Source organism: Streptomyces sp. NPDC052301, assembly GCF_044593395.1.
GTDB lineage: Bacteria > Actinomycetota > Actinomycetes > Streptomycetales > Streptomycetaceae > Streptomyces.
This window is the reverse complement of record NZ_JBIUBE010000011.1, coordinates 71,661-90,013: the sequence shown is the minus strand read 5'-3', so window position 1 is coordinate 90,013 and position 18,353 is coordinate 71,661. Positions and strand designations below refer to the sequence as shown.

The following is an 18,353-nucleotide window of genomic DNA, read 5'->3' as shown; positions in this document are numbered from 1 at the left end:
CCCGAGGGGCGGACGCAGGGAACGGCGCGCGCACGCGTTCCCTGCGGATCGCGCCCCGCTCCGTCGGTTCCCTGTGATCAGCCCGGGACGCATACTCGGGGAGTGACCGACAACGCCACCGCCGAGTCCGCGCCCGCCGTGTCGTACGACGCCGTGGTCCTGGCCGGCGGTGCCGCACGGCGGCTCGGCGGGACCGACAAGCCGGGAGTCCGGGTCGGGGGCCGCGCGCTGCTCGACCGGGTGCTCACCGCGTGCGCCGACGCCCGTACGACCGTCGTCGTGGCGGACCGGCGGCCCACCGCCCGGCCGGTGCGCTGGGCGCGCGAGGAGCCGCCCGGCGGCGGGCCGGTCGCCGCCCTGGACGCGGGCCTGCGGCTCACCACGGCCGAGCACGCCGTGGTCCTCTCCGCCGACCTGCCCTTCCTCGAACCGGTCACGCTCCAGCGCCTGTTGGCCGCCCTCGGTGACACCGGCGCCGACGGCGCGCTGCTCACCGACGCCGACGGCCGCGACCAGCCGCTCGTCGCCGCCTACCGCACCCCCGTGCTCCGCCGCGAGCTGGCCGCCCTCGCCGCCGCCCCCGGCGGCCTGACCGGACTGCCCCTGCGCCGGCTGACCGGCGCCCTCCGCCTCACCCGCGTCCCCGACCCGCTCGCGTCCTTCGACTGCGACACCTGGGACGACATCGTCAACGCCAGGGCACGCATCAGGGAGCATGGGCACGTGTTGGATGAATGGATCTCCGCAGTCAAGGACGAGCTGGGCATCGACCTGGACGTCGACACCGGCGTCCTGCTCGACCTGGCCCGGGACGCCGCGCACGGCGTGGCCCGGCCCGCCGCCCCGCTGACCACCTTCCTCGTCGGCTACGCCGCCGCGCAGGGCAAGGGCGGCCCCGAGGCCGTCGCCGAGGCCGCCCGCAGGGCCGCCGCGCTCGCGCTGCGCTGGGAGGAAGAGAGCGACGGGGGCACGGAAGCGAAGAGCGGGGGCCCGAGCGCCCCGGACGCCGGATGACCGCCCCGGGAACCCGCGCCGGGGCGCCCGCCGGGGACACCGACGACCTCGATGTCGAGGAGGCCCTGGCCCTCGTGAGAGAAGCGAAGGACGGCAACGCGGGCCAGGTGCCCGCTCCGGCGCCTGAAGCGCACAGCGAGCGGCACCGGGCCACCCCCTGGCCCCGGGCCCGTGAGATCGCCGCCCGCGCCGCACGGTCGGGTGCCCGCCGCGCCCCCGTTTCCGTGCCGCTCCACGACGCCCTCGGGCTGGTCCTCGCCGCTCCCCTGGACGCGCTCACCGACCTGCCCTCCTTCGACACCTCCGCGATGGACGGCTGGGCGGTCGCCGGACCCGGCCCTTGGGAGGTACGGGACGAGCGCGTGCTCGCCGGGCACGCCCAGCCCGAGCCGCTCACCGACGGCGAGGCGGTCCGGATCGCGACCGGGGCCCGCATCCCCGTCGACACCACCGCGGTCCTGCGCAGCGAACACGGCCGCACGGACGCCCAGGGCCGGCTCCACGCCACCCGCGAGATGAATCACGGGCAGGACATCCGCCCGCGCGGCCAGGAGTGCCGCAACGGCGACCAGCTGCTGCCCGTCGGCACCCTCGTCACGCCCGCCGTCCTGGGCCTGGCCGCGGCGGCCGGATACGACACCCTCACCGCCGTACCCCGCCCGCGTGTCGACGTATTCGTCCTCGGCGACGAGTTGCTGACCGAGGGGCAGCCGCACGACGGGCTGATCCGGGACGCGCTCGGCCCCATGCTGCCGCCCTGGCTGCGCGCGCTCGGAGCCGAGGTGAGCGCGGTGCGGCGGATCGGCGACGACGCCAAGGCCCTGCGCAAGGCGGTCACCGGCTCCACCGCCGACCTGATCGTCACCACGGGCGGCACCGCCGCCGGACCCGTCGACCACGTCCATCCCACCCTGGAACGCATCGGCGCCGAGCTCCTCGTCGACGGGGTCAAGGTGCGCCCCGGCCACCCCATGCTGCTCGCCCGCACCAGGGACGACCAGCACCTGGTAGGCCTGCCCGGCAACCCCCTGGCGGCCGTCTCCGGCCTGCTCACGCTCGCCGAGCCGGTGCTGCGCACCCTCGCAGCCCGCCCGGCTCCGGAGCCGTACACCCTGGCGCTGAAGGAGGCGGTGCACGGCCATCCGTACGACACCCGGCTCGTGCCCGTGGTGCTGCGGGGCGACCATGCCGTACCGCTGCACTACAACGGCCCGGCCATGCTGCGTGGCGTCGCCGCCGCAGACGCGCTGGCCGTCGTACCGCCCGGCGGCGCCCGGCAGGGCACCGAGGCGGAGCTGCTGGACCTGCCCTGGGCGACGGCCGGAATCGGGGTGTGTTTCACGTGAAACTTCCGAGCCACGACGCCATCGCCCGCCAGAGGGGCGAACATCTGGTGGCCCAACGGGTGAGACTCCCGAGGAAAGTGGTGGAGCGCCCGATCCGCCAGGTCGTCAGGAATCGCGCCTGAACCGTTGGAGGTCCGCCTTGGGCGAGCGCACCGTCCTCATCGGCTTCGGCACGAAGGGGCGGTCGCCCCTGCAGTGCGTGCGACCGGGCCGAGGAAGGAGCAGGTGGTCGTCGTCGACCCCGGCTTCAAGGCGATCCACGCGGCGACCGTCGAGGGCTTCGCGGGCGTCCTGGGCGACGCCACCCGCAGTGAGGTGCTCAAGCGGGCCGAGGTGCACGGGGCCCGGCAGGTCACCATCGCTCCGCAGCGCGACGACACCGCCGTCCTCGTCACGCTGACCGCACGCCGGCTCAACCGGGGCGCCAAGATCGTGGCCGCCGTGCGCGAGGAGGAGAACGCCCCGCTGCTCAGGCAGTCCGGGGCCGACGCCGTCATCACCAGCGCCGGCGCGGCCGGGCGGCTTCTCGGCTCTCCGTGCTCAGCCCCGCCGCCGGCATGGTCATGGAGGATCTGATCCACGCGGGCAGCGGGCTGGACATCGTCGAACGCCCCGTGGTGGGGGCCGAGGTCGGCAGGAAGCCGCGCGAGACGGACGACCTCGTGGTGAGCGTCGTCCGGGGGCACCGGGTGCTCGGCCACGACGGTCCGTCCATCGGCGACCTCCAGCTGACGGACCGGCTGACCACGATCGTCCGCGTCACCTCCGGCGCCCGGACGACCCCGGACACCCGGCCCCGGCCACACGAATGACGGGCCTCTCGGGGAGTAGCGTCACGAGCATGCATGCGATCACGATTCCCGAACCTGGTGGTCCCGAGGCGCTGGTGTGGGCGGAGGTCCCCGATCCCGTGCCCGGCGAGGGCGAGGTACTGGTCGAGGTGGTGGCCAGTGCCGTCAACCGTGCCGACATCCTGCAACGGCAAGGCTTCTACACCCCACCGCCCGGCGCCTCCCCCTACCCCGGCCTGGAGTGCTCCGGCCGGATCGCCGCGCTCGGGGCCGGGGTGTCCGGCTGGGCCGTCGGCGACGAGGTGTGCGCGCTGCTCGCGGGCGGAGGGTACGCGGAGAAGGTCGTCGTGCCGGCCGGGCAGTTGCTGCCTGTGCCCGAGGGGGTCGGGCTGAAGCGGGCGGCGGCGCTGCCCGAGGTGGTCTGCACGGTCTGGTCCAACGTGTTCATGATCTCCCATCTGCGGCCCGGGGAGACGCTGCTGGTGCACGGTGGTTCCAGCGGGATCGGCACCATGGCGATCCAGCTGGCCAAGTCCGTCGGTGCGAAGGTCGCGGTGACCGCGGGGACGAAGGAGAAGCTGGAGTACTGCGCCGGGCTGGGCGCCGACATCCTGATCAACTACCGCGAGCAGGACTTCGTCGCGGAGATCGAGCAGGCGACCGGGGGTGCGGGGGCCGATGTCATCCTCGACAACATGGGGGCGAAGTACCTGGACCGCAATGTCCAGGCCCTCGCGGTCAGCGGGCGGCTCGCCATCATCGGGATGCAGGGCGGGGTCAAGGGGGAGCTGAACATCGGCACGCTGCTCGGCAAGCGGGCGGCGATCAGCGCGACCTCGCTGCGGGCGCGGCCGCTGAGCGAGAAGGCGGCGATCGTGGCCGCGGTGCGCGAGCATGTGTGGCCGCTGCTCGGAGGTGGGCATGTGCGGCCGGTCGTGGACCGCGAGCTGCCGATGCCGGACGCGGCCGAGGGGCACCGGGTGGTGGAGGCCAGTGGGCACATGGGGAAGGTCTTGCTGGTGGCACCGTAACGGGCTGGCGGGGGGCGCCCCAGCGGCACGCCCGCCCGCAGCCACGCGGACGCGGTCAGCTAGCTCTTGCGGAGTTTCAGGCTCAGGAACGCCAGGCCCAGGCCCAGGCCGATGAGGACCAGGCCGGTGCCCAGCGGCAGGATCTGCAGGGTCGGCTCGGAGGCGTCCTCGCTCTGCCGGGCCGCGGCCTGGGCAGCGGGCTGCTGGGGTTGACCGGCGGGGTCCAGGTCGGCCTCGGAGGCCGTCGGCCGGCCGGCGGGCAGGTTCGTGGTCTCCGGCTCCTCCGGCTGGGCGGCGGAGGTGGTGGGCGCGCCGCCCGAGCCGTCGTCGTCCCCCTCCACCTCGCTCATCGGCCCGTCCGGCCGCCCCGGCCGCATACGGCCCTCACCGGCCCTGCTCCCGGCGCGGGTCGGCTCCAGGACGGCGGCGGGAACCGCCGGCGAGTACGAGGCGGACGCCGAGTCGGAGGGCATGGGCATGGGCATGGCCGACGGGGTGGCGGCGGGGGCGCTGCGGCCTCCGTCCCCGTTCGCCGGGGCAGAGGGGTCCCGGTGCTGGTGGCCGGGCGCCACCGGGTGCCTGGGGCCCAGCGGGTCCGGGGGTCCGCCCACGGTGGGGGGAGCGGAACCCTGCTCGGCGGCGTGAGCGGTGGTCGCGTACGCGGTGGCGGTGCCGTAGGCGGGCAGCGCCGCCGCGAGGGCGAGCAGCAGCCGTACCCAGCGGAGCGTGAGTCGCAGCCATGGAGTCACGTCGGTGACCTCCCGGAGTGACGACGGATGGGCGGCGGAAAACCGACGGGATCCAGCCTCACATTCAAGGGCAAACGAGGCATTCCGGATTGGGCCGTTGGGTCTAAAAGGTGGATCAGCCCTTCGAGGGGGCACGACGGTGATGAGGTGTACACGTGCGAGAGAATGGCGGCATGGAGATGCCGAGAAACGAACGGTCGCCGGAGAACCCGCAGATTCTCGTCGTGGGCCAGGACGGGATGGCGCTCGGCGGCGGCGGTGGGGACGACGACTCCCGCGAGATTCCGGTGACGGAGCAGGTCGAGCAGCCGGCCAAGGTCATGCGGATCGGCAGCATGATCAAGCAGCTCCTGGAGGAGGTGCGCGTTGCTCCCTTGGACGAGGCCAGCCGGGTGCGGCTGAAGGAGATCCACGCCAGCTCGGTCAAGGAGCTGGAGGACGGCCTGGCGCCGGAGCTGGTCGAGGAGCTGGAGCGGCTGTCGCTGCCCTTCACCGACGACGCGACCCCTACCGACGCGGAACTGCGGATCGCGCAGGCGCAGTTGGTGGGCTGGCTGGAAGGCCTGTTCCACGGGATCCAGACGACGCTGTTCGCCCAGCAGATGGCCGCACGGGCCCAGCTGGAGCAGATGCGCCGCGCGCTCCCGCCGGGTCTGAGCGGCCACGAGGGCGGTGACGACCACCATGCCGGCGGCCGTTCGGGCGGCCCCTACCTGTGACGAGTCACGTGTCCGCGACGCGTCGCCTGTGACGCGAGGAGCCCGGCACGCACGTGCCGGGCTCCTTCAGTTCCGTGGCTCCATCCGTCCCGTGCGGGAGGCCGGGAGGGTTCGCCGGCCCGTCCTCAGGACGGGTCGCCCGTCGACACGCTCAGCTCGATCTTGCCCATGCCCTTGGGGTCGACGTCCGTGCCCGCGGAGGGGAACTGGTCCACCACGGTGTCCTTGCCCCAGGTGTTCTCGTCCTCGTGCTTGATGCTCCACTCCCAGTGGGCGGCCTGGAAGCAGGCCTTCACGGAGTTGATGTCCTTGTACCGGAAGTCGGGCAGCACGATCTTGTCCGCGTCCTGAGACGACTCCAGCGGATCGGTGCACTTGCTCTTGTCGATCCGCCGCGTGGGGTCCGGTCCGCGGTAGCCCACCGCCTGGGAGCTGGACGACGAAGCGCTCGCGCCGCCGCCGCCGGTCTTGTCGTCGTTGCCGCCGTTGTTCAGCACCAGCGCCACGACCAGGGCGATGACCGCGACCAGCGACACAGCCACCGAGCCGATGATCACCGGCTTGTTGCTCTTGCCGGAGCCCGGCCCGGCGCCGGTGGACTGCGGGCCCGGCTGGGGCGAGATCGTGTACGGCGGCGGAGTGGCGGCGGCCTGCGGGCCGTAGCCCACCGGAGGCGGCGTCTGGTAGCCGCCCTGCTGCGGGTAGCCGTACGACGGCGCGGGTGTCGGTGCGCCGTACGCGCCCGGCTGGTACGGCGTCTGCACCGGGCCCGAGGGCGTCTGGGGGGCCTGCCCGACCGGCGGGAACACCGCCGAGCCGACGCCCGAGCCGCTCTGCACCGGCCCGGCGTTCGGCACGATGCTCGGCGCGGCCGCCTGGAGGGAGGCGGCGACGCGCATGCACTCGTCGCGCATGGACTCGGCGCTCGGGAAACGCTCGTTCGGGTTCTTCTTCAGCGCGCGGGCGACCAGCGCGTCCACCGCGGGCGGCAGGGAACGGTTGATCGAGGAAGGAGCCACCGGCTCCTCCTGCACGTGCGCGTACGCGATCGCCAGCGGCGAGTCCGCGTCGAACGGCAGCCGCCCGGTGACCAGCTGGAACAGCATGATGCCGACCGAGTACAGGTCGGAGCGGGCGTCCACGCCACGGCCGAGGGCCTGCTCGGGCGAGAGGTACTGCGGGGTGCCGACGACCATGCCGGTCTGGGTCATCGAGGTGACGCCGGACTGCATGGCGCGGGCGATGCCGAAGTCCATGACCTTGACCACGCCCCGCTTGGTCATCATCACGTTGCCCGGCTTGATGTCGCGGTGCACCAGCCCCATCTCGTGGCTGATCTCCAGCGCGGCCAGCACGTCCGCGGTGATCTTCAGCGCCCTGTCGGCGGGCATGGCGCCGTACTGCCGGACGTCCTCCTCGAGGACCGAGCCCAGCGGGCGGCCCTCGATGTACTCCATGACGATGTACGGCGTCGCCAGGCCCTGCAGCTCGTCCTCGCCCGTGTCGAAGACGGAGACGATGTTGGTGTGCGTGAGCTTGGCCACTGCCTGGGCCTCGCGGCGGAAGCGCTCACGGAAGGCCTGCTCGCGGCCCAGCTCGGTGTGGAGCGTCTTGATCGCGACCTGGCGGTCGAGCACGGCGTCGTACGCCAGGTGCACCGAGGCCATGCCGCCTTCGCCGAGCAAGTCGCGCAACTGGTAGCGGCCACCGGCCAGAGCCTGCCCCGCGTACCGGCCGTGTGCGCCGTCCTGGCTCATCTCTCCGCGTCCCCCACTGGCCGTCCGGCGCCTTCGCTCATCGCACGGGCCTTGATCGAATGTGTCATTCCCGGCCAAGTCTGCCCCAGGGCACCGACACGTCAAGCTCGGTGCCCGTTCCGTGACCGTACGCGCAAGAAGCGTCGCGCAAGCGTTACAGGGGGCGTACGACCGGCACACAGAATTTGCACGACAGCGCGTGCTAGAGGTTTCATGACCGGTCCGGCTAGGTCCGGTCCCGGTTCCGGTTCCGAACCGGTGGCTCGCGCGAAGGCTGTAGCGTGGCCGACGGAGACCGTGACAACACCGCGCGCACCGCGGGCAGAAACGACGGCGAGGACTGATGGCACAGACGCACAGCGCCCAGGGCCCGTCCGACCCCGAGGCGTCTGGCGGCGGTATGTCGGACGCGCCGGAGATGTGGGGCAACGGCGGGCTGGTCGGCGACGGCCGGTACCGGCTCACGCACCGGCTGGGCCGGGGCGGCATGGCCGAGGTGTTCGCGGCCGAGGACGTCCGTCTGGGCCGTACGGTCGCGGTCAAGCTGCTCCGCGCGGACCTCGCCGAGGACCCCGTCTCCAAGGCCCGCTTCACGCGCGAGGCGCAGTCGGTCGCCGGCCTCAACCACCACGCGATCGTCGCCGTGTACGACTCCGGCGAGGACGTCGTCGGCGGCCAGTCCGTGCCGTACATCGTGATGGAGCTGGTCGAGGGCCGCACCATCCGCGATCTGCTGCTGAACGCCGAGGCCCCCGGCCCCGAGCAGGCGCTGATCATCGTCTCCGGGGTGCTGGAAGCGCTTGCCTACTCGCACCAGCACGGCATCGTGCACCGCGACATCAAGCCGGCCAACGTGATCATCACCCACAGCGGTGCCGTCAAGGTGATGGACTTCGGCATCGCCCGCGCGCTGCACGGGGCGTCGACGACCATGACGCAGACCGGCATGGTCATGGGCACCCCGCAGTACCTCTCCCCGGAGCAGGCGCTCGGCAAGGCCGTCGACCACCGCTCCGACCTGTACGCGACCGGCTGCCTGCTGTACGAACTGCTCTCCCTGCGGCCCCCGTTCACCGGTGAGACCCCGCTGTCGGTGGTCTACCAGCACGTCCAGGACATCCCGACGCCCCCCTCGCAGGTCTCCGACGGCGTCCCGCCGGAGCTGGACGGCCTGGTCATGCGCTCCCTCGCCAAGGAGCCGGACGACCGCTTCCAGACGGCCGAGGAGATGCGCGGCCTGGTCCAGTACGGCCTGCAGATGCTGTACGACCAGGGCGGCCACACCGGCACCTGGAACACCGGTCCGGTGGAGACGCACGACGGCCGGCACACCCCGGCGGCCGGCTTCGCCGGGACGACCGTGATGCAGCACCCTGGCGGCGACTTCGGCTCGGGCACCACCCAGATCCCGCAGCCGATCCTGCCGAACGGGTACGGCAACGGCGACGACGGCGGCTTCGAGGGGCACGGCAACAGGGGCAGCGGACGCGGCAAGCTGTGGATCCTCGCCGTCCTCGCGGTGATCGCGATCGCGGCCGGTGTCGCGCTGGCGGTCAAGGGCACAGGCGGCACCGGCGGCAACGGCGGCAACGGCACCGACACCAAGCCGACGACGACGCACTCGAAGTCCACCAAGCACGACTCGGACAGCGCGAGCCCGTCCGACGACACCGGCGGCCAGCCCTCGGGCACCACCGACGACAACAGCTCGGACACGGGCTCCACGTCCGGCTACACACAGTCCTCCCAGCCGTCCTACCTCCCGACGCAGACGGACACCACCGCCCCGACCGACGAGCCGACGGACCCGCAGACCTCCGAGTCGCAGCCGACGGATCCGCAGACCTCCGAGTCGCAGCCGACGGACCCGACGGCCGGCGGTACCGACGGGACGACCACGGACGGCGCGGACGGCAGCACGACGGACGGCAGCACCGGCGACACCGGTCCTTGAAGGACATCTCCGGCGACCGGGACGCCGGCTCTGTGAGCCGCCTGCGTCCCGGCCCGCCCGCTCACTGCACGAACGCGTCGCACACCGCGTCGTACTCGCGCGTCCACCACACCGCGAGCGCCGAGGCGGCCGGGAACTGGCAGTCCGCGCGCGTGTCGCCGCGCTCGTAGTGCCAGCGCAGCATCCAGAAGTCGTTCAGCCGTTCCCACCACACCCGGTGCACGGCCGCCGCCAGCTCCGAGGGCGTGGCACCGGCCGCGCGCCGGTACGCGCGCGCGTAGGCGCGCACCTTCGGCAGGTCCAGCGCGCCCGCAGGGCGGACGAAGAAGATCGCGGCGGCGCGTACGGCCTCCTCGGCGCGGGGCTGCACGCCGAGGCGGTCCCAGTCGACGATGGCCGCCGGGGCGTCGTCCTTGTAGAGCAGGTTGAACGGGTGGAAGTCGCCGTGCACCCAGCCCACCGAGCCGCCGCGCGGCGGGCGCCGTTCGGCGTGCTGCTCCAGCAGGGCCCGGCGTTCCAGCAGCCGATGCCGGGCCAGCTCGTCGAAGGCGTCCGCGGGACGGTGGCGGCTCACCTGGCCGAGCAGGTCGTCGATCAGGGCGAAGGTGTCGGCCGGGTCGGCGCTCTCCACGGGATGGGGGCTCGTGGCCGGGCGTGTACGCCCCTTCGGAGGCATCACGCGCTCCAGACAGGCGTGTACGGCCCCCAGGAGCGCCCCCAGGCGTGCGCTCTCCCCACGGGTCAGCTGACCGCCGTCCCGGTGCCGCCCGTCGACCCAGGGGTGCAGGGCGTAGGCGTGGCCGCCGACGACGGCGACCGTGCGGCCCTCGCGGTGCGCGAGCGGTACGGAGACCGGGACGCCGAGGTCGGCCAGGCGCTGGGTGGCCCGATGCCGGCGTTCGATGGCGGCCGGGTCGGCGGTGTCGGGGTCGAAGTGGTGTTTCAGGAAGTAGCGGCCGCGCGTGGTGCACAGCCGGTAGCCGCGGTTGAGCAGGCCCTGGTCGACCGGTTCACAGGTGAGGGCGGAGCCGGCGGCGTACAGGCGCAGCAGGGTGCCCACAGGGGGCGCGTGGGGTACGGGGGGTGGTACACATGAGCGCGGCACGCCGCAGATGCTAGGGCACGAAAAGCCGCTGTGAGCTGCGAGTTGTCACAGGCAGTCATCGACGGTCGCTTTCGGTCACGCATCGGGCTTTATTAAATGTTTCCGTGGCTTTCGCTCTTTCCCGCCTGTATACGCCCGGTCGCCGCGGCGAACCGTTTCATGATCGCCGCGAAGAAATAACCTGACTTTTCTGTCTTCGTGTACGAGGTCAGTCTCACAAACGACTCTTCCCGTGACCTGGGTGCGCGGGATAACGTGCGGGTGCTCCGGCCTGAAGCAAGGCTGTGACCAGCGCGCTTGCACACGTCCTCGATTTACTTGGAAATCCAAGCAAAATCGCAGGTCAGGTGGGGTTTCACAGAAATGTGGAGCACTGGGTAACGTGATGGTTGCAGGGCGCTCGCCGGGGCACCTGTCACGCCTGTTCCCGGCCGAGTGGCACCCACCCCGTGCCCGGTGGTCGAAACAGGTGAGCCGCACTGGCCTACCGGCAACCCCGGGGGCCGGAACGACGGAGGAGCACACGTGACCGTGGACAGCAGTGCCACGCGCAAGCCGCGACGCAGCGCCGCAGGCAAAGCCGGCACCGCCGGCAGCAAGACCGGCACCACCGGCGACACGACCGGGACCACCGGCACCCAGCGCGCCACCCGCACCCCTCGCGCCACCGCGAAGAAGAGCACCGAGCCCGAGCTCGTGCAGCTTCTGACGCCCGAGGGCAAGCGGGTCAAGAACGCCGAGTACGACTCCTACGTCGCCGGCATCACCCCCGAAGACCTGCGCGGCCTGTACCGCGACATGGTGCTCACCCGTCGCTTCGACGCCGAGGCCACCGCCCTGCAGCGCCAGGGCGAGCTGGGCCTGTGGGCCTCCCTGCTGGGCCAGGAGGCCGCCCAGATCGGCTCCGGCCGTGCCCTGCGCGACGACGACTACGTCTTCCCGACCTACCGCGAGCACGGCGTCGCCTGGTGCCGCGACGTCGACCCGACCAACCTGCTCGGCATGTTCCGCGGCGTGAACAACGGCGGCTGGGACCCCAACAGCAACAACTTCCACCTGTACACGATCGTCATCGGCTCCCAGACGCTGCACGCCACCGGCTACGCGATGGGCATCGCCAAGGACGGCGCGGACAGCGCGGTCATCGCCTACTTCGGCGACGGCGCGAGCAGCCAGGGCGACGTCGCCGAATCGTTCACCTTCTCCGCGGTCTACAACGCGCCGGTGGTGTTCTTCTGCCAGAACAACCAGTGGGCGATCTCCGAGCCGACCGAGAAGCAGACCCGCGTGCCGCTGTACCAGCGCGCGCAGGGCTTCGGCTTCCCCGGCGTGCGGGTCGACGGCAACGACGTGCTGGCCTGCCTCGCGGTCACCAAGTGGGCGCTGGAGCGCGCCCGGGCCGGTGAGGGCCCCACCCTGGTGGAGGCGTTCACCTACCGGATGGGCGCGCACACGACCTCCGACGACCCGACCCGTTACCGGGGCGACGAGGAGCGGCTGGCCTGGGAGGCGAAGGACCCGATCCTGCGCCTTCGCCGGTACCTGGAGGCCTCGAACCACGCGGACGAGGGATTCTTCGCGGAACTCGAGGCCGAGTCCGAGGCGTTGGGCAAACGAGTGCGCGAAGCGGTCCGCGCCATGCCCGACCCGGACCACTTCGCCATCTTCGAGAACGTGTACGCGGACGGGCATGCGCTCGTCGACGAGGAACGAGCGCAGTTCGCCGCCTACCAGGCGTCGTTCGCGGACGCAGAAGGGGGTCGCTGAGATGGCCGAGAAGATGGCGATGGCCAAGGCCATCAACGAGTCGCTGCGCCGCGCGCTGGACACCGACCCCAAGGTCCTGGTCATGGGCGAGGACGTCGGCAAGCTCGGCGGTGTGTTCCGGGTGACGGACGGCCTGCAGAAGGACTTCGGCGACAGCCGGGTCATCGACACCCCGCTGGCGGAGTCCGGCATCGTGGGCACCGCGATCGGCCTGGCCCTGCGCGGCTACCGGCCGGTGGTGGAGATCCAGTTCGACGGGTTCGTCTTCCCCGCCTACGACCAGATCGTCACCCAGCTGGCCAAGATGCACGCCCGCTCGCTGGGCAAGGTGAAGATGCCGGTCGTGGTCCGTATCCCCTACGGCGGCGGCATCGGCGCGGTCGAGCACCACTCCGAGTCCCCCGAGGCCCTGTTCGCGCACGTCGCCGGCCTGAAGATCGTCTCGCCGTCGAACGCCTCCGACGCGTACTGGATGATGCAGCAGGCCATCCAGAGCGACGACCCGGTGATCTACTTCGAGCCCAAGCGCCGCTACTGGGACAAGGCCGAGGTCGACTTCGAGGCCATCCCGGCCCCGCTGCACAAGGCACAGGTCGTCCGTGAGGGCACCGACCTCACCCTGGCCGCCTACGGGCCGATGGTGAAGCTGTGCCAGGAGGTCGCCGCCGCGGCGGCCGAGGAGGGCAAGTCGCTGGAGGTCCTGGACCTGCGCTCGGTCTCCCCCCTGGACTTCGACGCCATCCAGACCTCGGTGGAGAAGACCCGCCGGCTGGTCGTGGTGCACGAGGCGCCGGTGTTCTTCGGCTCGGGTGCGGAGATCGCCGCGCGGATCACCGAGCGCTGCTTCTACCACCTGGAAGCGCCCGTGCTGCGGGTCGGCGGCTACCACGCCCCGTATCCGCCGGCGCGGCTGGAGGAGGAGTACCTGCCGGACCTGGACCGCGTGCTCGACGCCGTCGACCGCTCGCTGGCGTACTGAGGAGAGGGTCGTGACGACGATGACGGAAGCGTCCGTACGCGAGTTCAAGATGCCGGACGTCGGTGAGGGGCTCACCGAGGCCGAGATCCTCAAGTGGTACGTCCAGCCCGGCGACACGGTCACCGACGGCCAGGTGGTGTGCGAGGTCGAGACCGCCAAGGCAGCCGTCGAACTCCCCATCCCCTACGACGGCGTGGTCCGCGAGCTGCACTTCCCCGAGGGGACCACGGTCGACGTGGGCACCGTGATCATCGCCGTGGACGTGGCGGGGAGCGGGGCGGCACCGGAGGCCGCGCAGCCCGAGGCCGAGCCCGTCCAGCCGGCCGAGGAGGAGCCGAAGCCGGAGGGCCGCCAGCCGGTTCTGGTCGGCTACGGCGTGGCCACCTCGTCCACCAAGCGGCGCCCCCGCAAGGGCCCCGAGGTCACCGTGCCGGTTCCGGCCCAGGCGATCCAGTCGGAGCTGAACGGTCACGCGCCGGTCACCGACAAGCCGCGCCCGCTGGCCAAGCCGCCGGTCCGCAAGCTGGCCAAGGACCTCGGCGTCGACCTGGACACCATCACCCCGTCGGGTCCGGACGGCGTCATCACCCGCGAGGACGTCCATGCGGCGGCGGCACCGAAGCCGGCTCCCGAGCCGGTCACGGCATCCCCCGCCCCGGTGACACCGGCGCCGGCCGCGACGTACGACGGTGCGCGGGAGACCCGTGTCCCGGTCAAGGGCGTGCGCAAGGCGACCGCGTCGGCGATGGTCGGCTCGGCGTTCACCGCGCCCCACGTCACCGAGTTCGTGACGGTGGACGTGACCCGCACGATGAAGCTGGTCGAGGAGCTGAAGCAGGACAAGGAGTTCCAGGGCCTGCGGGTCAACCCGCTGCTGCTGATCGCCAAGGCCCTGCTGGTCGCCATCAAGCGCAACCCCGAGATCAACGCGTCCTGGGACGAGGCCAACCAGGAGATCGTGCACAAGCACTACGTCAACCTGGGCATCGCGGCGGCCACCCCGCGGGGCCTGCTCGTCCCCAACATCAAGGACGCGCACGACAAGACGCTGCCCCAGCTCGCCGAATCCCTCGGTGAGCTGGTCGGGACGGCCCGCGAGGGCAAGACGTCGCCGGCCGCGATGCAGGGCGGCACGGTGACCATCACCAACGTCGGCGTCTTCGGCGTCGACACCGGCACGCCGATCCTGAACCCCGGCGAGTCCGCGATCCTCGCCGTCGGCGCGATCAAGCTCCAGCCGTGGGTGCACAAGGGCAAGGTGAAGCCGCGTCAGGTGACGACGCTGGCGCTGAGCTTCGATCACCGTCTGGTCGATGGTGAGCTGGGCTCCAAGGTGCTGGCGGACGTGGCGGCGATTCTGGAGCAGCCGAAGAGGTTGATCAGCTGGGCGTAAGAGGGGGTCGGGGCGATGGCCTCGGACGTCTGAAGGGACGGCCGCAAGTTGCCGTTGCGGCCGCCCCTTCTCCCTTTCTGCCTCAGCTCTGGTGGAGCACGTACACCGGCGTACCGTCCTCGGTCCCGCCCGGGAGCGGATGCAGGCGGGCCGGCGCAGCAGGCCGAGACATCGGGCCTCGACGCGTCCGCCGGGCGTCCGGTGCTCCGGCACGAGGGCGTCGAGCCGGTCCGCGATGCGCTCCATCGCCCTGACCATGGCCTGCTGCACGGCCAGTGCGGCCTTCTGCGCGGCCGGCATCTCCCGCTGGAGGGGCAGGGTTTCCTGCTGCAGCTCCAGGCTCTCCTGCTGCAGAGTCAGCGTCTCCGTCTGCAGCTCGGTCGATCGACGCTGCCCGTTCTCCAGTTCCTCGTCCAGCTGAAGGTTGTGCGCCTCGAGCCGGACGATGGCCTCCGCGACCTGTTCCGGCATGGCACAGGCGATGGGGGCGCCGGACTCGGCCGATTGCACCTCGGCTGGCTCCAGGCTTTAGGAACCCTCTCGTTGGACGGTATCGATCACCACGTGCGTCGGCAGGGGCCAGGACGTCGTCGTCGAGTTCCCGCCGGAACAGCGACAGGACACTGGGCTCGCAGGCAGTGACCGGAATGCGGTGAGGATTGGTCGGCATGGGCGGGGGCGTCGCCGCTTGCCGTGGGCACGAAGCACACCTTGGACTGTGAACCGCGGGCGTGATCGAGCACCCAGTCGTCCAGCACCCCGTCGTCGGTGGAGAAGCCACCGCCGAGAAGGGCCAGACGGGATGCTGCGACGACGGACACGGATGTGCCTCCTCGGCGGGCGGGGTGACGAAACCGGTGCCTCGGACTGCGCCTGACCTGGCTGGTCTGCGCCACCCACCAGGGGACAGCCCAACTACCTTAGGGTTACCGCATGGTAGTGGGGGAGAAGATCACAGCTCGGCATGCGAAACCCCGAGCGGAGGTGGGGGTCGGACGGGCCTCTGTGCTCATGGCGTTCGGGACCGTCGTGTCCCGGGCCAGTGGGCTGGTCCGGCAGGTGTTGCAGGGGGCCGCGCTCGGGACCGGGCTGCTCGCCACCACGTACAACACCGCCAACACCGTGCCGACGAGCCTGTACACCCTGCTGATCGGCGGGGCGCTGAACGCCGTGCTGGTGCCGCAGTTGGTGCGGGCCCGGGCCACCCACGCCGACGGCGGGCGGGCGTACGAGCAGCGGCTCGTGACCCTCGTCGTCAGCGTGCTGGCCGTCGGCACCCTGCTCGCCGTCTGGGCGGCGCCGGACATCGTGAGCCTGTACATACGGGACACGCCCAAGGAGCACGACGCGTACCGGCTGACCGTGGTCTTCGCCCGCTTCCTGCTGCCGCAGATCTTCTTCTACGGCCTGTTCGCCATCCTCGGCCAGGTGCTGAACGCCCGCGAGAAGTTCGGCGCGATGATGTGGACGCCCGTGCTGAACAACGTCGTCCTCGTCGCGATGTTCGGCGTCTATCTCGGGATGATGACCGTCCCCCACTCCGTCGCCGACGTCACCGACGCCCAGGTCCGCTGGCTCGGGGTCGGCACCACGGCCGGTATCGCCGCGCAGGCCCTCGCCCTCGTTCCGTTCGCCCGTGCCGCCGGCTTCCGTTTCCGGCCGCTCTTCGACTGGCGCGGGGCGGGGCTCGGCTCCGGGGTCCACGCGGCCAAGTGGACGCTGCTGTTCGTGCTGACCAACCTGGTCGGGCTCACCGTCGTCACCAACTACGCCAACGCCGCCGACACGCAACTGCCGAAGGCCGGCGTCGGCTACACGGCGTACAGCTACGCCCAGACCATCTGGATGCTGCCCCAGTCCATCGTCACCGTTTCGCTCGTCACCGCTCTGCTGCCGCGGATGAGCAAGGCGGTGACCGAGGGCCGGATCGGTGATCTGCGTGCCGATCTGTCGCGGGCGCTGCGGGTCAGCGGTGTCGTCATCGTCCCGGCCGCCTTCCTCTTCACCGCGCTCGGGCCGGACATCGCCACCCTGCTCTTCGCGCACGGCGCCGCCGACCCGGCGACCGTCCAGCCCCTCGGGCACATGCTCCAGGCCTTCGGGCTCGGGCTGATCCCGTTCTCGGCCCAGTACCTGTTGCTGCGCGGCTTCTACGCCTTCGAGGACACCCGTACGCCGTTCTTCATGGCCGTATGGACCCAGGTGGTGAACATCGTGCTCGCCACCGCCTGCCATGTGCTGCTTCCCGCGCGGTGGGCGGTCACCGGGATGGCCGGCGCCTACACCGTCTCCTACGCCGCCGGACTCGTCCTCACCGCACGCCTGTTGGGCCGCCGCACCGGCGGCCGGCTCGACGACGGCACCCTGCGCACGACGTACGCCAAGCTGCTGGGTGCCGGGGGCGGGGCCGCGGTGGCGGGCTGGGGCGTGGCGCGGGCGTGCGCAGGGACGCTGGGTGGCGGCACGGCGGGCACGGCCGTCACCACCATCGCCGGCACCCTGGTCCTGGCACTGACCTACCTCCTCCTCGGCCGGCTCCTGCGCCTGCCCGAACTGCGCCGGCTGCCCGGCCTGCGCTGAGCCGCCCGGACATCCCTTCGGCAAAAGCGGGGTGGAACCTCTCGGGCCCGGTCGGCTCCTCGGTGGCGGTGCGGCGCACGACCCGTACCGCCTCGCGCACGGTCGCCGTACGCACCCAGCCGTAGAAGCCTGCGGATCACGCAGCCCGCGCAGCCCCTTGAAGACGCAGTGGCGTCGATGTGTGCCGATGCCCCGGGCAGCAGGACGGGCCCGCCGCTGTGCGCGGCGGGCCCGTGGTCTCGTGCAGGCGTCAGCCGAGCTTGGCGAAGCCGTAGGTGAGGAGCTTCTTCGCGTCCGCCTCGCGGTTCGGGATGGAGGTGGAGGCGAGGACGGTGCCGATGACCGTCTTGCCGTTGCGGGTGGCGGCGAAAACCAGGCAGTAGCCGGCCTCCGGGCCGGAGCCCGTCTTCACACCGATGGTGCCGCTGTAGCTGCTGAGGAGCCCGTTGGTGTTCGTCCACGTGCCCATCGTGCGGGTGCCGCCCGACTTGGTGATCGTCTTGGCGGTGTACGCCTTCGTCTTCACGATCGTGCGGAACGTGGAGTTCTTCATCGCACTGCTGGCGATCTTCGTCAGATCACGCGGCGTCGAGTAGTTGTTGCCGTTGCCGATGCCGTCGAACGAGTCGAAGTGGGTGTTCGTGAGCTTGAGGCTCTTCGCGGCGGAGTTCATCTTGCCGATGAAGTTGGACACGCGCGCGGCGCGGGTGGAGCCCGAACCGTAGGTGTCTGCGAGCGCGTAGGCGGCGTCGCAGCCGGACGGCAGCATCAACCCGTACAGCAGCTGGCGGACGGTGACCTTGTCGCCGACGATCAGGTGCGCCTGGGAGGCGTTGTTCTTGACGACGTAGTCGCTGTACGCCTTCTGGATCGTCACCTTCTTGTCGAGGTTGAGGTTCGACTGCGCGAGCACGACCTTGGCGGTCATGATCTTGGTGGTCGAGCCGGTGGAGCGCTTGGTGTCCGCCGCCTTGGTGTACAGCGTCGAACCGCTCGAGTTGTTCATCACGTAGCCGCCCTTGGCCACGATCGAGGGCGTCGTGACGGCCTGCGCGGGTGCCGCGGCGAGAGCCCCGGTGGCGATCAGCGCGCCGGAGGTGACGGCGACGGCGGCGGCTCGGCGGACGCGGAGGCTGCGGGTGCCCTTAATGCCGGTAATCAAAGTGAG

General features: G+C 71.6%; 13 protein-coding genes and 1 pseudogene. 10 read left to right on the top strand and 4 right to left on the bottom strand.

Annotated elements, in window-relative coordinates; all coding sequences use genetic code 11:
* Positions 1–102 precede the first annotated feature (102 nt).
* The 4 genes and pseudogenes from ACIHEJ_RS28280 (at position 103) to ACIHEJ_RS28265 (ending at position 4,182) form a co-directional block, all read left to right on the top strand.
* On the top strand, positions 103–1,014 hold the full coding sequence (locus ACIHEJ_RS28280; RefSeq protein ID WP_400139669.1) for an NTP transferase domain-containing protein: 912 nt from the start codon (positions 103–105) through the stop codon (positions 1,012–1,014).
* Positions 1,011–2,360 (top strand): molybdopterin molybdotransferase MoeA, encoded by a 1,350-nt coding sequence (locus tag ACIHEJ_RS28275; RefSeq protein WP_400139667.1) that lies wholly within the window; start codon positions 1,011–1,013, stop codon positions 2,358–2,360. The genes ACIHEJ_RS28280 and ACIHEJ_RS28275 overlap by 4 nt, the downstream gene beginning before the upstream one ends.
* Positions 2,348–3,172, top strand: a pseudogene (locus ACIHEJ_RS28270) (potassium channel family protein). The gene ACIHEJ_RS28275 and the pseudogene ACIHEJ_RS28270 overlap by 13 nt, the downstream one beginning before the upstream one ends.
* Before the next feature lie 29 nt (positions 3,173–3,201).
* Positions 3,202–4,182, top strand: coding sequence for an NAD(P)H-quinone oxidoreductase (locus ACIHEJ_RS28265; protein ID WP_400139665.1), 981 nt, complete (start codon positions 3,202–3,204; stop codon positions 4,180–4,182).
* A 59-nt stretch (positions 4,183–4,241) separates the two neighbouring features.
* On the opposite strand, the gene ACIHEJ_RS28260 is transcribed toward ACIHEJ_RS28265, so the two are convergent.
* Positions 4,242–4,931 (bottom strand): hypothetical protein, encoded by a 690-nt coding sequence (locus ACIHEJ_RS28260; protein WP_400139663.1) that lies wholly within the window; start codon positions 4,929–4,931, stop codon positions 4,242–4,244.
* A 173-nt stretch (positions 4,932–5,104) separates the two neighbouring features.
* On the opposite strand from ACIHEJ_RS28260, the gene ACIHEJ_RS28255 reads away from it, so the two are divergent.
* Positions 5,105–5,650 carry a bacterial proteasome activator family protein gene (locus ACIHEJ_RS28255; protein ID WP_400139662.1) on the top strand — a complete coding sequence of 182 codons (546 nt, stop codon included), beginning with the start codon at positions 5,105–5,107 and terminating at the stop codon, positions 5,648–5,650.
* A gap of 125 nt (positions 5,651–5,775) precedes the next feature.
* Here the strand turns inward: ACIHEJ_RS28255 and ACIHEJ_RS28250 are convergent, their stop codons facing one another.
* The gene (locus tag ACIHEJ_RS28250; RefSeq protein WP_400139660.1) at positions 5,776–7,407 is read right to left on the bottom strand and encodes a protein kinase; all 1,632 of its coding nucleotides are present in this window, start codon (positions 7,405–7,407) and stop codon (positions 5,776–5,778) included.
* Between the two features lie 343 nt (positions 7,408–7,750).
* Here ACIHEJ_RS28250 and ACIHEJ_RS28245 point away from each other — a divergent pair, with 343 nt between their 5' ends.
* On the top strand, positions 7,751–9,361 hold the full coding sequence (locus ACIHEJ_RS28245) for a protein kinase (RefSeq protein WP_400139658.1): 1,611 nt from the start codon (positions 7,751–7,753) through the stop codon (positions 9,359–9,361).
* A gap of 61 nt (positions 9,362–9,422) precedes the next feature.
* On the opposite strand, the gene ACIHEJ_RS28240 is transcribed toward ACIHEJ_RS28245, so the two are convergent.
* Positions 9,423–10,421, bottom strand: coding sequence for a phosphotransferase (locus ACIHEJ_RS28240; RefSeq protein WP_400139656.1), 999 nt, complete (start codon positions 10,419–10,421; stop codon positions 9,423–9,425).
* A gap of 570 nt (positions 10,422–10,991) precedes the next feature.
* Between ACIHEJ_RS28240 and pdhA the strand changes: the two genes are divergently transcribed.
* The 4 genes from pdhA to murJ all read left to right on the top strand — a co-directional run bounded on the left by pdhA (position 10,992) and on the right by murJ (position 17,185).
* Complete coding sequence (pdhA, locus tag ACIHEJ_RS28235) at positions 10,992–12,233, top strand: pyruvate dehydrogenase (acetyl-transferring) E1 component subunit alpha (RefSeq protein ID WP_400139654.1); 1,242 nt, start codon at positions 10,992–10,994, stop codon at positions 12,231–12,233.
* 1 nt (position 12,234) lies between these two features.
* Positions 12,235–13,212, top strand: coding sequence for an alpha-ketoacid dehydrogenase subunit beta (locus ACIHEJ_RS28230; protein WP_400139652.1), 978 nt, complete (start codon positions 12,235–12,237; stop codon positions 13,210–13,212).
* Between the two features lie 10 nt (positions 13,213–13,222).
* Positions 13,223–14,605: a dihydrolipoamide acetyltransferase family protein gene (locus ACIHEJ_RS28225; protein ID WP_400139650.1), complete on the top strand. Its 1,383-nt coding sequence runs from the start codon at positions 13,223–13,225 to the stop codon at positions 14,603–14,605.
* 1,011 nt (positions 14,606–15,616) lie between these two features.
* A complete protein-coding gene (gene murJ, locus ACIHEJ_RS28220) occupies positions 15,617–17,185 on the top strand; it encodes a murein biosynthesis integral membrane protein MurJ (RefSeq protein ID WP_400139648.1) in 1,569 nt (522 codons plus the stop codon).
* A gap of 250 nt (positions 17,186–17,435) precedes the next feature.
* Here the strand turns inward: murJ and ACIHEJ_RS28215 are convergent, their stop codons facing one another.
* Complete coding sequence (locus ACIHEJ_RS28215) at positions 17,436–18,347, bottom strand: D-alanyl-D-alanine carboxypeptidase family protein (RefSeq protein WP_400139646.1); 912 nt, start codon at positions 18,345–18,347, stop codon at positions 17,436–17,438.
* Positions 18,348–18,353: the final 6 nt, after the last annotated feature.

What these genes read in the sequence shown, in the direction of transcription:
- murJ (WP_400139648.1), top strand. Translation starts at nt 15,617, where the DNA reads ATGGCGTTCGGGACCGTCGTGTCCCGGGCCAGTGGGCTGGTCCGGCAG.
- ACIHEJ_RS28230 (WP_400139652.1), top strand. Translation starts at nt 12,235, where the DNA reads ATGGCCGAGAAGATGGCGATGGCCAAGGCCATCAACGAGTCGCTGCGC.
- ACIHEJ_RS28245 (WP_400139658.1), top strand. Translation starts at nt 7,751, where the DNA reads ATGGCACAGACGCACAGCGCCCAGGGCCCGTCCGACCCCGAGGCGTCT.
- ACIHEJ_RS28265 (WP_400139665.1), top strand. Translation starts at nt 3,202, where the DNA reads ATGCATGCGATCACGATTCCCGAACCTGGTGGTCCCGAGGCGCTGGTG.
- ACIHEJ_RS28250 (WP_400139660.1), bottom strand. Translation starts at nt 7,407, where the DNA reads ATGAGCCAGGACGGCGCACACGGCCGGTACGCGGGGCAGGCTCTGGCC.
- ACIHEJ_RS28275 (WP_400139667.1), top strand. Translation starts at nt 1,011, where the DNA reads ATGACCGCCCCGGGAACCCGCGCCGGGGCGCCCGCCGGGGACACCGAC.
- ACIHEJ_RS28255 (WP_400139662.1), top strand. Translation starts at nt 5,105, where the DNA reads ATGGAGATGCCGAGAAACGAACGGTCGCCGGAGAACCCGCAGATTCTC.